Origin of the sequence: Streptomyces sp. NBC_00459, from assembly GCF_036013955.1 — a bacterium.
Classification (GTDB): Bacteria; Actinomycetota; Actinomycetes; order Streptomycetales; family Streptomycetaceae; genus Streptomyces.
Map to the genome: position 1 here is coordinate 2535690 of NZ_CP107903.1, position 14153 is coordinate 2549842.

Below are 14153 nucleotides of genomic sequence, written 5' to 3' on the forward strand. Positions count from 1 at the left end.
CTGACTGCGGGGTGGTACGGATGCCGAACCGAATGCGGAGCGACCGGCGACTGACCGTGCGGATGACGGTCACGCTGTTTCTGCTCGGACTGCTGTACGTGGCCTTTGTCGCCGCGTTGATCGTGTTGCTGAAGTCCTGGGTGCTGGTCGTGGTGGTCGCGGCGGGGTTCCTCGGCGCGCAGTACTGGTTCTCCGACCGGGTCGCCCTGTTCGCGATGCGCGGGCGGGTCGTGGAGCGCGAGGAGTACCCCCAGTTGCACGGGGTGATCGACCGGCTGTGTGCGGTGGCCGACCTGCCCAAGCCCGTGGTCGCCGTTTCGGACATGGATATGCCGAACGCGTTCGCGACCGGACGGAACGCCGATCACGCCGTGGTGTGTGTGACCACCGGGTTGCTGCGGCGGCTGGAACCGGAGGAGCTTGAGGGCGTGCTCGCGCACGAGCTGTCGCATGTCGCGCACAAGGACGTCGCCGTGATCACCGTCGCGTCCTTCCTCGGCGTCATCGCCGGGCTGATCGTGCGGTTCGCCTTCTACTCGCAGATGTTCGGCGGGGGCCGCCGGGACCAGAACACCGCCGTGATCTTCATGGCGGTGATGGGCGTCTCCGCGGCCGTGTACACGATCAGTTTCCTGCTGATCCGTGCCCTGTCCCGGTACCGGGAACTGGCCGCCGACCGCTCCGCCGCGCTGCTCACCGGACGGCCCTCGGCGCTGGCCTCCGCGCTCACCAAGGTCTCCGGCGACATCGCGCGGATCCCGTCGAAGGACCTGCGGACCGCGCAGGCCTTCAACGCCTTCTACTTCACGCCCGCCCTCGGCAAGGAGCCGGGCCTGGCCCGGTACTTCTCCACCCACCCGAGTCTGGAGCAGCGGCTCGACCAACTGGGTCGGATCTCCGGCGAGTTGGGCGAGGTGGCGGCTCCCGGCGCAGGAAACTCGTGAGCTGAGGAGCGAGGAGAACGGAACCCATGGGGCTGCTGGACATTCTGCTCGGGCGTACCAAGCCCGTCGCGCCCGATCTCGACCGGCTCTTCGGGCTGCCGTCGGCCGCCGTCACTCTCCAGGCCGCGGCCGGTTTCACGCCCACGGGCGGGGGTTCGGTGTGCTTCGCCTCGGTGGAGGGCGCTGCCTTCGACGACGTACGCAACGAGGTGCAGGCACTGCTCGACGCGGATGCGGAGCGGACCGGGCCGCCTGTCGAGCTGGTCCGGGACGAGTACGGATACTCGTGGCTGGTGTCACGGCGCGGGCCGGAGGAACTGCCGGCGCTCGTCGGGGATCTGCACGCGGTCAACAGCGCGCTGGAGGCGAGTGGGTTCGGGCCTCAGCTGCTGTGTTCGGTGGTCGGGTTCGAGGACGTGGGGGGTTCAGGGGGGTCAGGAGCATCGGGTCAGGGGGCTCGGCGGCTTGGGCTTGTCTATCTGTACAAGCGTGGGACCTTCTATCCCTTCTCGCCGTTGGCCGACGGTGAAGGTCAACGGCGGGACAGCGCGCTCGAGTTGCAGGTGCGGGCCGCGCTCGCCGGGGATCTGCGGATCGAGCAGGACCTGAGCCGCTGGTTCCCGGTGTGGGGTGCCCCCGGTCTGTGAGACGGACCGACCGGAGGCTTACCCCCTTCCGACTTCCCTTACTTGCTTCTTTACTTGCTTCGGCGGTCCTGACGGCGGGTCTGGACAGGGCGCTCGCGGCGGTAGCGGCGCTCCCACCTGGCCTGCTGGTCCCGGCGCTGGCGGTAGGCGCGGTAGCTGGCCGGCGTGGAGCCCGCGGCCGGGCCGCCGCCTCCGGACGAGGAGGTCGCCGTGCCGCTCCCCGTGCGGCCGTAGCGGAAGTAGACGTAGAGCAGGCCGGCGGCGGCGAGCCACAGGACGCTGTTCTTGAATCCCATGATGATCAGAACGACGGTCGCGGAAATGATCAAGGTGCCCATGACGGGACTCCTTGTGAGTGACGTGGATGTCTGAGCGGTGAGGTGGGTGAGGGTGTGCGTCGGGCGGGGCGCTGGGGGTGGGCGTCCGTCCGTCGGTGCGTAGAGAGTAGCCCCGAGTCCCGCAAGTCATGCCTGTCCGGCGGGAAGCGGTCTGGACGGCTCCGCTGCGCCTGTCCAGCGTAGGGACGGCAGAGGAGTCCGCGCATCCGGATTTCGCGGTGTGTGTGACGCGAGTGGCGTGAGTGAATGGGCGTATGAGCGAGCTGCTTTCCTTCGTGCACGAGGTCGACGGTGAACGACTCAGCGGGGTGTACGGGGGTGCCGGGGACGGGGATTCGGGCGGGGCCGCCGTCGTTCTGCTGCACGGCGCCGGCAACGGGAGCAAGGAGCGGCTGGTGCCGTTGCTCGCCGAGTTCGTCGCGCGCGGCTGCCAGGGGCTCGCCTTCGACTTCTCCGGGCACGGTGAAAGTACGGGTGAGCTGCGGGAGTTGAGCCTGCGGCGGCGGTTCGAGCAGGCCGTCGGTGTCATCGGTGCGCGGGTCCCGGCGGGCAGGCCGCTCGTGCTGGTGGGGTTCAGCATGAGCGGGCAGACGGTGGCCGATCTTGTCGGGCACTTCGGCGAACGGGTCGCCGGTGTGGGGTTGTGCGCGCCTGCCGTGTACGGCGCCGAGGCGTGGGATGTGCCGTTCGGCGAGGGGAGCGGCCGCTTCAGCGAGTTGATCAGGACGCCGGGCAGTTGGCGCGAGGCGCCAGCCCTGGGTGTGTTGCGGGCATTCGCGGGGCGGGCGGTGCTGGTGGTACCGGGGACCGATCACGTCATTCCGGGTGAGGTGACGGAGTCGGTGGCGGAGGCTCTGGCGGCGCGGGCGCGGTTCACTCGGCTTGAACTGCCGGACGCGGACCACTTCTTGGGGCTCAGGTTGCGTGAACATCCGGAGGAGCGGCGGGAGTTCGTGGACGCGGTGCTGAAGGGGGTGGGGTGAGCAGGGGTTTCGCCCCCGCCGCCCCTACATGTCCCATCCCTGAGGGCTGCGCCCCCAGACCCCCCTACGGCCCTGAACGGGCCTCGTCCTCAAACGCCGGACGGGCTGGAAAGAAGGGCCGGGTGCCCCTGGGACAGACAGGGCACCCGGCGACCGTTCAGCGCGAGTAGCGCATCAGGGCTCGTACCATGTGGCACGTCGTTTCCGACGGCGGGTGGACGCCGATCAGATCCGCCGCGCCGCGGATCGTTTCGTTGCGGGCCTGGTTCGGCATGTAGACGCCGGAGTCGAGCAGGGCGATCGCGAGCCGCATCGCCTTGAGTCGGCGGTTGTGCGTGACGTACCACTCGCGGGGGCGCCCCGGCGGCAGCGGGCGCTTCTCCACGGGGGCGCACGGCAGTTCGAGCAGGACCCCCCTCTTGGCGGTGGACTGGGTGGGCATCGGCTTGAGAGCGGCAGCGGGCACAGGCATCCTCCTGTCGCGGTCAGGGTGGCGCCGGACCCCCCGGCGACACCCTCGAACACTGCTTCTATTCTACTGCCCGGCACTGACAAAAGCCCCTGGCCACAAGGCCTCTGGCGTACCGTGAGCCCCATGGAAATCTGGATCAACCCGGCCTGCTCAAAGTGCCGCGGCGCCCTGTCGCTGCTCGACGCCGAGGGCGCCGAATACACCGTCCGCCGCTACCTGGAGGACCTGCCCACCGAGGACGAGATTCGCGGCGTACTCGACCGGCTCGGGCTCGAACCCTGGGACATCACCCGGACCCAGGAAGCCGTCGCCAAGGAGTTGGGAGTGAGGGAGTGGGGCCGGGAGGCGGAGGACCGGGAGCAGTGGGTCGCCGCTCTCGCCGCACATCCCAAGCTCATCCAGCGGCCCATCATCACCGCCGATGACGGCAGTGCCGTCGTCGCTCGCACGGACGAGGCCGTGCGGAGCGCGCTGGCCCGGCGCCCACCCGCGTGATGTATGTCACTTCGGTGGCCCCGGCGACTGCTGAATGACCTCGTTCGATATCTCGTACATAGCGACGTACGCTCCCCTATCTCTTCAGGAGGCGCGCATGTCGCGCAGGAGAACTGTCAGTACGAAGAAGAAGCTGGCGCTGTTGATCGGTGCCGGCGTGGTGGCGGGCGGTGGGGCTTTCGCCATGGCCGCCACGTCCAACGCGGCGCAGACCGCCGCGGACTCGACCGTCTGCCAGGGGCTCGCCACCGCCCTCGGCAACAACCAGAAGTTCATCGCGGACCAACGGACCAGCCCCGACGCCCAGTCGGCGGCCCGGATCGCGAACCGTGACGCGGTCGTCGCGCAGATCAAGGTCCAGCAGGAGGCGTCCGGGTGCGTGGTTGGGGAGTCGGCTCAGGACTCCCAGGTCACACAGCCCGGCACCCGGCCCGCGTCACCCGAGTCGCCTGACCGGACCACCTCGCCCGCTTCGCCTGTCACACCGGCCGACCCGGCCGACCCCGCCGACCCGGCAGAGCCCGCGGACGGGCAGCAGGTCTGCGACGGCTCCACCGTCACCCTCTCCGGGGAGGGCGGGGAACCCGCCGCGTCCAGCAACCAGTTCCCCGCCGGGACCACGTTGCGTGTCACCAACCTGGACAACAACAAGTCCACGACGGTGCAGGTCACTTCGGTCTCCGGCAGTTGCGCGCTGCTCAACAACGCGGCCTTCGAGCAGGTTCGCGAACCCGGCAAGTTCCTGATCCGCCGGGCACTGATCGAGAAGGTGGGGTGAGGATCCGGCGCTGACCTGCTCGGACAAGGGTCCTGTCGCTCCCGGCCAGGGGCGGCAGGACCCGTCCGTTTCCCGGAATTCTCCAACCCCTTCGCATACGAGTCCCGGAGCGCTCCCCCTCGTTTCCTCTCGTCTCCCCTCAGCGGTCCGTGCCGTCCTCCCCACGTGAAACGCGCCACAAGAACACCAGGTAACACGGGGTTCACATTCGAGCAATGATCGGGAAATCGCCTGTTGACAGGCTTCCGGGCAATGGCGCGGTGCCTCAGTGCCGCAGCACCGCAGCACCCGCAAAGTGCGCATAGAGACCCACCCCGAAGGATGTGTCCCCGTGACCTTCAAGGCCGAGTACATCTGGATCGACGGCACCGAGCCGACGGCCAAGCTCCGCTCCAAGACCAAGATTCTGGCCGACGACGCCAAGGGCGCCGAGCTGCCGATCTGGGGCTTCGACGGATCTTCCACGAACCAGGCCGAGGGGCACTCCTCGGACCGCGTGCTCAAGCCGGTCGCCTCCTACCCGGACCCGATCCGCGGCGGTGACGACATCCTCGTCATGTGCGAGGTCCTCGACATCGACATGACGCCGCACTCGTCCAACACGCGTGCCGCGCTGGTCGAGGTCGCCACGAAGTTCGCCGCTCAGGAGCCGATCTTCGGCATCGAGCAGGAGTACACCTTCTTCGACGGCGCCCGTCCGCTGGGCTTCCCCGAGGGCGGCTTCCCGGCCCCCCAGGGCGGCTACTACTGCGGTGTCGGCGCCGACGAGATCTTCGGTCGCGAGATCGTCGAGGCCCACCTGGAGAACTGCCTCAAGGCCGGTCTCGCCATCTCCGGCATCAACGCCGAGGTCATGCCCGGTCAGTGGGAGTTCCAGGTCGGCCCGGTCTCCCCGCTGGAGGTCTCCGACCAGCTGTGGATCGCCCGCTGGCTGCTCTACCGCACCGCCGAGGACTTCGGCATCTCCGCGACGCTGGACCCTAAGCCGGTGAAGGGCGACTGGAACGGCGCCGGTGCGCACACCAACTTCTCCACGAAGGCGATGCGCGAGGGCTACGACGCGATCATCACCGCGTGCGAGTCCCTCGGCGAGGGCTCGAAGCCGCTCGACCACGTCAAGCACTACGGCGCCGGCATCGACGACCGCCTCACCGGCCTGCACGAGACCGCCCCGTGGAACGAGTACTCGTACGGCGTCTCCAACCGTGGCGCCTCGGTCCGTATCCCGTGGCAGGTCGAGCAGGACGGCAAGGGTTACATCGAGGACCGCCGCCCGAACGCCAACGTCGACCCGTACCTCGTGACGCGGCTCATCGTCGACACCTGCTGCTCCGCCCTGGAGAAGGCCGGACAGGTCTGATTCCCGCCTGATTCCCGCCTGATCCCCATCTGGCTTCAGCCTGATCCCAGATAGTGAGAAGGGGTGTCCACCGGACGGTGGACACCCCTTCTCTGCTTCGCCCCTTCTCTGCTTCAATGGACCCATGGCCAGCTTCCAGAAGTGCATCGCGACAGGTCGCCACGACCTCGAGCCCTTCTGGCCTTCCCGCCAGCACCACGACTTCGACCGGGTGTGTTGTCGCGCGATGAACGCGTCGGCCCTCTAACACCAGCCGTACGGCCCTTCTGACGCCGTACCTCTCGGTCTTCCGCCGACGCGCACGACGTACGTCCCCGACGAACTCCTCGCGCGAAAGAGCTGACCTCTCATGGCGACCACTCGTACTCTCCCCCCTCTGGCCCCCCTCTCCCCTGCCTCTCCCGGCGGCACCGCCCGGCACCGGCTGCGCGCCGTCGACCGGGACGAGGTGGTCGACGTCAGGGACTTCCTGCCGCCGGGCGCCACCTGGCTGCCCGCTCCCCCGCACACCCTGCCCACGCTGCCGGGCCAGCCGCCGATGATCGGCTACCTGGTGCTCGTACCGGCCGACCAGCAGCCGCCCGTCATGCCGTTCGCGCTCCCGGACCCGGAACTGCCGGCCCCGGCCGTGGCCCCGGAACAGCCCCGGACCGACAGCGGCCGTCATCTCGTACGCGTCGACGACGTGCAGCGCACCGCCGAGGTCGACGGACGTCCGCTGGATCTCACGTACCTCGAGTTCGAACTGCTCGCCCATCTCGTCGCCCACCCGGGCCGGGTACACACCCGCGACCAGCTGGTCACCACGGTGTGGGGCTACGGGCACGTGGGGGACGGCCGTACCGTCGACGTCCACATCGCCCGGCTGCGCCGCAAGCTCGGTGCGGAGCACCGGCAGGCGATCCAGACGGTTCGGCGGGTGGGGTACAAGTACACGCCCCCGACCGCCCGCTGACCTCTCGCTCCTGCCAGGGGGTGTCGCTGGCACCACCCCCTGGTACGGGTGTTCGGGCCCGTGACCTGACGGGGCGTGCTCGGCGAGACTGACCGCATGGACGACACCGTCACCGCCCGAGTTCAGGTTCGAGTTCGTGCTTGTGTGCTCGCGGGTGCTCGGGGGCTGCTGCTGGCCGTCGCCTCGATCGCCGGGTCGGTGCCGCTGTTCGCGCTCCTCCTCGTCTCCCTCTCCTTGGTGCCCGTCCTCGGGATCGGTCTCCTCACCACGCCCCGGGTCGTCATGTGGGTGCGGGCGTGGGCCGACTGGCGGCGGCTGACGGCCGTGCGGTGGGGCGGGGTGCGGATCCCGCCCCGGTACCGGGTGCCGGCGGCGGACGCGGGACGGTGGGCGCGGGCCTTCGGGGTGCTGCGCGATCCGGCGACCTGGCGGGAGTCCGCGTGGCTGCCGCTCGATGTGGTGCTCGGGTCCGTCACCGCGCTGGTGCCGGCCGTGCTGGTCTTCTACCCCTTCGAGGGGTTCGCGCTGGCGCTCGGGCTGTGGCGGGTGTTCACGGACGGGACGTACGTCGGCTGGTGGTACGCCTTCGTGCCCATCGGCGGACCGGGCAGCGCACTCGCCGCCGGCGCCCTGGGGGCCGTACTCCTCGTAGCCTCGTACCACCTGACGCCTGCCCTGCTGCGCCTCCACTTCCTGTTCACGCGAGCGCTGTTGGGCGCCGGACGCGGTGAACTCCGTGAGCGGGTGCGGGTGCTGACCGAGTCGCGGCGGGACGCCGTGGACACCTCCGCCGCCGAACTACGGCGTATCGAGAGGGACCTGCACGACGGCGCGCAGGCGCGGCTGATCGCCGTGGGGATGGATCTGGGGACCGCCGAGGCGCTCATCGAGAAGAACCCCGAGAAGGCGCGGGAGTTGCTCGCGCGGGCCCGGAAGTCCTCCGCGGAGGCGCTGGCCGAGCTGCGCGACCTGGTGCACGGCATCCATCCGCCGGTGCTGGCGGAGCGCGGACTGGGCGATGCCGTACGGGCGTTGGCGCTGCGGCTGCCGCTGGACACCGAGGTCACGGTGGATGTGGAGGGCGGCCGGGTGGAGGCTCCCGTCGAGTCGGCGGCCTACTTCGCGGTGAGCGAGGTGCTGACCAACGCCGTCAAGCACTCCGGCGCCGAGCGGGTGTGGATCGATCTGCGGTACGCGGACGGCTCGTTGCGGATCGCCGTCACCGACGACGGGCGGGGCGGGGCACGGGTCGGAGGCGGGTCGGGGCTGGCCGGGGTGGAGCGGCGAATCGGTACATTCGACGGTGTCCTGGCCGTCAGCAGTCCGGTTGGCGGTCCCACCGTGGTGACCATGGAGATTCCTTGCGGGTTGTCCTAGCCGAAGACCTGTTCCTGCTGCGCGACGGACTGGTCCGGCTGCTGGAGGCGTACGACTTCGAGATCGCCGCGGCGGTGGAGAGCGGACCCGAGCTGGACCGGGCGCTCGCCGAGCTGGCACCGGACGTCGCCGTGGTCGACGTACGCCTGCCGCCCACGCACACCGACGAGGGGCTGCAGTGCGCGCTGCGGGCCCGCCGGTCGCGGCCCGGGATGCCGGTGCTGGTGCTGTCGCAGCACGTGGAACGGCTGTACGCACGGGAGTTGCTGGCCGACGGGGTGGGCGGGGTCGGCTATCTGCTCAAGGACCGGGTGTTCGACGCGGAGCAGTTCGTGGACGCCGTACGACGGGTCGCGGCGGGCGGCACCGCCATGGACCCGCAGGTGATCCAGCAGCTGCTGGCGGGGCGCGCCGGGGACGGCCGGCCGCTGGGGCGGCTGACGCCCAGGGAGCTGGAGGTGCTGGAACTCATGGCTCAGGGACGTTCGAACGCGGCGATCGCTGGGCATCTCGTTGTCACGGAGCGGGCGATCGCCAAGCACACGTCGAACATCTTCGCCAAACTGGGACTTGAGGTGTCGGACGACGACAACCGTCGCGTCCTGGCGGTACTCACCTATCTCGACCAGGGGCGTTGAAAGTACGCCAAAGTCGATGATATTCACTCCCCGCCGAACACTTGCCGTAAGAGATCCGCAACTCCCGGTACAACCGGTGGAGTTCAGGCTGAATTGTCCTACGAATCTCTCATCAATTTCTGAGGCGGCTGAACACTCCTGAGGTCCCCCTCGTATGGAATGACGCCGCTTCACTCCTGTCGGGCGCCTCGATAGCCCCGCAAGGAAGTCAGAGGAGTTCCATGGGACGCAATGCACGTAAACGACGCTCACCACTGGCCGTTCGCGCCGTGGCCGCATCCGCGGCCCTCGCGATCGGTGGTGGTGGACTTGTCTGGGCGAATTTCTACGCCTCCGCACACGAGGAGAACGGCGCCCAGAACCAGACCAAGGCCGCTGCCGCGCAGATCGCCACGATCGACTGCCCGGACGTGGGCCAGAAGCTCTCGAACGTCCCCAGCGGTGCCCGCGCCGGCGTGGACAGGGAGCTCGCGAATCTGGACAACCAGATCACCGAGGCCTACGCACGCCTCGCCTCCACCCGGCAGGCCCAGGCAGGTGACGCGAGCTTCGTACAGAACGCGATCGTCGGTCCGCTGAAGGACAAGCGGTTCGCCGCGATCGACCGGATCCGGATCAACATCAAGCGCGCTGGTGGCTCCGGAGCCGACAACCTGGGGCAGTTCGCCCAGTGCACCGCTGTCGCGGCCGCGCCGCAGACCAACGCCGGCCAGGGCAACAACAACCAGGGCAACGGCCAGAACAACCAGAACAACAACGGCAACCAGAACAACGGTGGCCAGAACAACAACGGTCAGGGCCAGAACAACAATGGCCAGGGTCAGAACAACAACGGCCAGAACAACGGCCAGAACAACGGTGGCCAGGGCAACGCCGGTGCGGGTAACGCTGGTGCCGGCAACGCCGGCGCGGGCAACGCCGGCGGTGGTGGCCAGGGCGGCAACGGTCCGGTGGCTGCCGACTTCGTCGACATCACCAAGGTCCAGGGCAACGCCCAGCTGGGTGTGGGCGCGAACGGGCTCGCCGCCAACGGCAACAGCGGCTCGCGTGGCTCCTTCACCACCAAGTGCGGCACCAACGGGAACGACAACCACAACACGGACAACGTGATCGTGGCCCCCGGTGTCAGCAACGGTGCGCACCACCTGCACGACTACGTCGGCAACCAGAGCAACGACGCCTTCGCGAGCGACCAGGAACTGGCCGCGGCCCAGACCAGCTGCCAGAACCAGGGCGACAAGTCGTCCTACTTCTGGCCGGTGCTGCGTCTGCAGGACGGTTCGCAGGACTTCGACCAGAACAACGACGGCGGTGGCAAGGAAGGCAACGTCGGCAAGATCCTGCAGGCCTCCCAGGCGCAGATCAAGTTCGTCGGCAACAAGAAGGGCAACGTCGTCGCGATGCCGACCGCCCTGCGCATCATCACCGGTGACGCCAAGGCCTTCGTCAACGGCAACGCCAACGCCAACGTGAACTGGAGCTGCACCGGCTTCGAGAACAAGGTGCAGCTGAAGGACAAGTACCCGATCTGCCCGCAGGGCAGCGCCGTGGTCCGTACGACCGCCTTCCAGAGCTGCTGGGACGGCCAGAACATCGACAGTGCGAACCACCGCACTCACGTGGCCTTCGTCCAGGCCGACGGCACCTGCGCCAACGGCTTCAAGGCGATCCCCCAGCTCCAGGTCCGTCTGGTCTACAACGTTCCGGCCCCGAAGCTGCAGAACGGCACGGTCGTGAACCCGTACGCGGTGGACTCCTTCCCGGAGAACCTGCACAAGCCGATCACCGACCACAACGACTTCATCAACTTCTTCTCCCAGAACACGATGAACAAGATGGTCAACTGCATCAACACCGGCAAGAAGTGCCAGTAGAACCACCAGTGGTCCACCGACGGTGGACCACATGAGAAAGCCGGTGGCGGGTTCTCCCGCCACCGGCTTTCTCGTTCTCTGTCGCTCTCGGGGTCGATCCCGGGTTTCTCGTTCCCGCTTCGACCCTGCTTGTTCCCGCTTCCGCTCAGCCGCCGTGGCCGGCCGAGTGGGTGGCCTCGCCGCCGCCCGCGTGGTGGTCGGCACCCACCTCGGCGGTCCCGCCGAGCTTGGTCTGGAGCTTCGCGATCACCTTCTGGTCGCCGACCGCGGTCCACTTGCGGCCGAGGAGGTAGAAGCCGCCGTAGTCCTTGGCGCCGTTGATCCACTCGCGCTGGCCGCGGTCGGTGGCGTAGGTCAGGAGAAGGAACTTGCCGTAGGTGGTGGTCTTGCAGGCGGCCTGGCGGAGCTCGTCGGCGTCGATCTGCATGATCGGCTTGCAGCCCGCCTTGCTCGCGAGCTGCTCCAGGCTGCCGGTCGCGGCGACCGGCGTGGCGTCGATCGCCTTGGCCGCCTGATCGCTGTCGCCGCCTGAGCAGCCCGTCAGTGCCAGCGCTGCCACGGCTGTGACCGCGGCAGCCGCGAGCTTCGGTCGCGTCACCATCATCTGTTCGTCCTCCGGTCCGTTCGCCGCCGACATTACTCTCGGCCCATGCCGCGGGAGGCCCCGTCGAGGAGCTCTCGCTCTCGATACGGCTGCGGGGCACAGACCACTCAATCAGGGAACGCGTGTGCGAGAGTGGGCAAGTGAACGCAGACTGGGAAGAGCGTGTGGTCGCGGCCTGGGCCACTTTCGACGACTACGACGAGGACCACGGTGCCGACTTCCGCGCCGTGATCGACGGCCTCGTCGCGGAACTGCCCGCCGACAGCCCCCTGGCCCAATTCGAACAGGCATGCGCCTGGGACTCGACGGGTCACTCGGACCGGGCGGAGCCGCTCTACCGGGAGGCTCTCGCGCTCGGGCTCAGCGAACACAGCGGATACAAGGGCCGACGCGCCAAGATCCAGCTGTCGAGTTCGCTGCGGAACCTCGGACGGGCCGAGGAGGGCGTCAAGCTGCTCACACCCGAACTGGACGCCCCCTCCGACGAGTTGGACGACGCCGTACGAGCGTGTCTGGCGCTGTGTCTGTCCAGCCTCGGTCGCGACCGTGAGGGTCTCGCGCTGGTCCTCGGCGCCCTCGCTCCCCATCTGCCGCGCTACCAGCGGTCGATGGCGAACTACGCCCGCCTGCTGACCGACCCGGACGACTGACTCCGACACCCGACTTCGACGGCCGGCCCGGACGGCCAGGTGACCATCCGACCATTCGCTCGTTCTGCTGAACGTGCAGTCACAGGATGTCGCCTTCAGCCCCACCACCGGTAACAGCGCCAAGGGCCGCCCCGTCGTCGACGTGGAGCAGGCCGAGGCCGCGCTCGTCGAGCACTACCCCCGGCTCGTCCGGCTCGCCTATCTGGTGCTGCCGCCGAGCCTCGGCCGCAACCGGCGTGTCCTGACCGCGCACGCCCTCACCCAGCGCGCGCTGCCCAGGGGACGCACGGCCACGGCCGCGATCCCGGCCCAGCCGAAGGGCCGCGCGGGCGACCCCGGTTACGCACTCGTCCGCCTCCAGGTGCTGCGTACGGCGCTCTCGGCGGGGCAGCCCTGGCGGGGCCGCACGCTGCCGAAGCGGTCGCAACTGCCGCCGCTGCTCCCCCAGGTGTGGGGTCTGCGGCTCTTCCCGCGTTCGGGTGGCGCCGAGGAACTCGCCCTGGACCAGCGGCTGTCGGCCCTCTCCGGCCCCGCCCGGGCCGCGTACGTCCTGCGCGGTCTGGAGAAGCTCCCGGACTCCGACGTACGCACCGCGCTGGAGGCCGCCGGGGTCGACCGGCCGACCGAGGCGCTGCGCGAGGCGGACGAGGTCCCGGCGCACTACGCGCTGCTCGACTCCGCCGAGTTCGACCCCTGTTCGCTCCAGGCCCGCCCCACCGACCTGATGCGGCGCAGGCAGCACCTGAAGGCGGCGCTCGTCGCCGCCACGGCCGTCGCGGTGTGCGGCGCGCTGCTCGGCATGCCCGGCGACAGCTGGGCCCCGGACGGCGCCGCCGCCCCCGCCTACGCGAAGAACCCGGCCGCCGAAGCCGCCCTGGACCCGGCCCGGTTGACGCTCGTACCGGCCGCCGCCTGGAAGACCTCGGCTCGCACCGACTTCTCCGTCTGGCCCGCACGCGGTGACCTCGTCGGCGACAGCGCCCTGTTGCGCCGCGCCCTCGCCGTCTGGGCCCGCCCCGGCGAGACGGTCCAGGTCTCGGCGACGCCGGGCACCCCGTCCGGCGGCCCGGCCGGCCCGCCCCAGCTCCTGTACGCGGGCACGGTCGACACCGCCCACGTGGTGATCCTGTACGACGGTCTGCGCATCGCCCGGTACGCCGAACCGAAGGACGGCACCAGCGGGGCCGCCCTCGACTTCGCCCGTGTCGACGGCGCGACCGGCGCCGAGGCCGACGCGGTGGTCCTCGACCGGGCCGACGGCAACGTCCGCTATCTGACGGCGCCCTGGGTGCTGAGGGCCGAGATGCGGGACCTGCGCAAGCCGGCCGGGACACCCGTCGACCTGGGGCTGACCGACGGGGTGGCCGGGCCGCTGGCCAGCCCCATCGCGCAGAAAGGCGTCTGCCGGTCCTGGCACACGCTCCAGGTGACCGACGCCGGTGGCGCCCGTCTGCTGAGCGACCTCGGCGAACTCGTCCCGGCCCACCTCACCTCGGGCCGCCCGACCGCACTCCGCGAGGCCTCTTCTCCGGCGGCGCTGGCGACGTGGTCACCCTTCGCCTGTTCCCTCGCCGCGATGCACTCCCAGGGGGTGCGCTCCGTGAACGCCTGGCAGTACGCCGAGCAGCCGCTGCCCGACGCGAGCGGCGCCGCCGACTGGGTGTGCACCCGCGCCGAGACCTGGCGGGGTGAGGGCGCGCGGGTGCTGGCCCAGTTCCACACGCCCGGCGGGACGTACGGGGCGGTCGCGGCGAGGTCCGAGAGCAGTCCGGCGTGCGGTCCCCGCGACCCGAACGTGCTCGCCGGGGTGCTGTGGAAGTCGGGGGCGGGTGAGTGGTACATGCTGGCCGCGGGTGCCGAGAACACGGCGTCGATCACGGCGACGGGCGGGGTCAGTTCGTCGACGCGGGGTGCCCTGCTGGCGGCGAAGACCCAGCAGGGCGCTCAGGCCGGGCTGAAGGGAACGTTGAAGGACGGGCGGGCCATCGGCGGGTTGCGCTAGCTGACACCGGCGTCAACAAGTCGGCGCAGAAGGGTT

At 69.7% G+C, this 14153-nt stretch carries 15 protein-coding genes; 12 read left to right on the top strand and 3 right to left on the bottom strand.

The annotated features are described in order from the left end of the window. Positions 1-20: 20 nt before the first annotated feature. On the top strand, positions 21-944 hold the full coding sequence (gene htpX / locus OHN74_RS11110) for a zinc metalloprotease HtpX (protein WP_327694384.1): 924 nt from the start codon (positions 21-23) through the stop codon (positions 942-944). A 26-nt stretch (positions 945-970) separates the two neighbouring features. Next, entirely contained in the window at positions 971-1591 is a 621-nt protein-coding gene (gene pspAB / locus OHN74_RS11115; RefSeq protein ID WP_327694385.1) for a PspA-associated protein PspAB, read from the top strand. A gap of 50 nt (positions 1592-1641) precedes the next feature. On the opposite strand, the gene OHN74_RS11120 is transcribed toward pspAB, so the two are convergent. Then, positions 1642-1929, bottom strand: coding sequence for a hypothetical protein (locus OHN74_RS11120; protein WP_327694386.1), 288 nt, complete (start codon positions 1927-1929; stop codon positions 1642-1644). Between the two features lie 254 nt (positions 1930-2183). Here OHN74_RS11120 and OHN74_RS11125 point away from each other — a divergent pair, with 254 nt between their 5' ends. Beyond that, positions 2184-2912: an alpha/beta hydrolase gene (locus OHN74_RS11125; RefSeq protein ID WP_327694387.1), complete on the top strand. Its 729-nt coding sequence runs from the start codon at positions 2184-2186 to the stop codon at positions 2910-2912. 157 nt (positions 2913-3069) lie between these two features. On the opposite strand, the gene OHN74_RS11130 is transcribed toward OHN74_RS11125, so the two are convergent. After that, positions 3070-3378, bottom strand: coding sequence for a hypothetical protein (locus OHN74_RS11130; protein WP_327694388.1), 309 nt, complete (start codon positions 3376-3378; stop codon positions 3070-3072). 129 nt (positions 3379-3507) lie between these two features. Here OHN74_RS11130 and OHN74_RS11135 point away from each other — a divergent pair, with 129 nt between their 5' ends. The 7 genes from OHN74_RS11135 to OHN74_RS11165 all read left to right on the top strand — a co-directional run bounded on the left by OHN74_RS11135 (position 3508) and on the right by OHN74_RS11165 (position 10861). Further along, positions 3508-3879 carry an arsenate reductase family protein gene (locus OHN74_RS11135; protein ID WP_327694389.1) on the top strand — a complete coding sequence of 124 codons (372 nt, stop codon included), beginning with the start codon at positions 3508-3510 and terminating at the stop codon, positions 3877-3879. A gap of 97 nt (positions 3880-3976) precedes the next feature. After that, complete coding sequence (locus OHN74_RS11140) at positions 3977-4657, top strand: hypothetical protein (protein WP_327694390.1); 681 nt, start codon at positions 3977-3979, stop codon at positions 4655-4657. A gap of 331 nt (positions 4658-4988) precedes the next feature. Further along, complete coding sequence (glnII, locus tag OHN74_RS11145; protein ID WP_327694391.1) at positions 4989-6017, top strand: glutamine synthetase; 1029 nt, start codon at positions 4989-4991, stop codon at positions 6015-6017. 349 nt (positions 6018-6366) lie between these two features. Beyond that, positions 6367-6972: a winged helix-turn-helix domain-containing protein gene (locus OHN74_RS11150; protein WP_327694392.1), complete on the top strand. Its 606-nt coding sequence runs from the start codon at positions 6367-6369 to the stop codon at positions 6970-6972. Between the two features lie 96 nt (positions 6973-7068). Then, positions 7069-8349 (top strand): sensor histidine kinase, encoded by a 1281-nt coding sequence (locus tag OHN74_RS11155; protein ID WP_327694393.1) that lies wholly within the window; start codon positions 7069-7071, stop codon positions 8347-8349. Further along, the gene (locus OHN74_RS11160; protein ID WP_327694394.1) at positions 8334-8987 is read left to right on the top strand and encodes a response regulator transcription factor; all 654 of its coding nucleotides are present in this window, start codon (positions 8334-8336) and stop codon (positions 8985-8987) included. Before OHN74_RS11155 ends, OHN74_RS11160 begins: the two co-directional genes overlap by 16 nt. A gap of 221 nt (positions 8988-9208) precedes the next feature. After that, complete coding sequence (locus tag OHN74_RS11165) at positions 9209-10861, top strand: DUF1996 domain-containing protein (protein ID WP_327694395.1); 1653 nt, start codon at positions 9209-9211, stop codon at positions 10859-10861. A gap of 145 nt (positions 10862-11006) precedes the next feature. Here the strand turns inward: OHN74_RS11165 and OHN74_RS11170 are convergent, their stop codons facing one another. Then, positions 11007-11465, bottom strand: coding sequence for a hypothetical protein (locus OHN74_RS11170; protein WP_327694396.1), 459 nt, complete (start codon positions 11463-11465; stop codon positions 11007-11009). A gap of 140 nt (positions 11466-11605) precedes the next feature. Between OHN74_RS11170 and OHN74_RS11175 the strand changes: the two genes are divergently transcribed. Both OHN74_RS11175 and OHN74_RS11180 read left to right on the top strand, forming a co-directional pair. Then, positions 11606-12115, top strand: a complete 510-nt coding sequence (locus tag OHN74_RS11175; RefSeq protein WP_327694397.1) for a tetratricopeptide repeat protein — start codon at positions 11606-11608, stop codon at positions 12113-12115. Positions 12116-12188: 73 nt separating this feature from the next. Further along, positions 12189-14117, top strand: a complete 1929-nt coding sequence (locus OHN74_RS11180) for a hypothetical protein (RefSeq protein ID WP_327694398.1) — start codon at positions 12189-12191, stop codon at positions 14115-14117. Positions 14118-14153 lie beyond the last annotated feature (36 nt).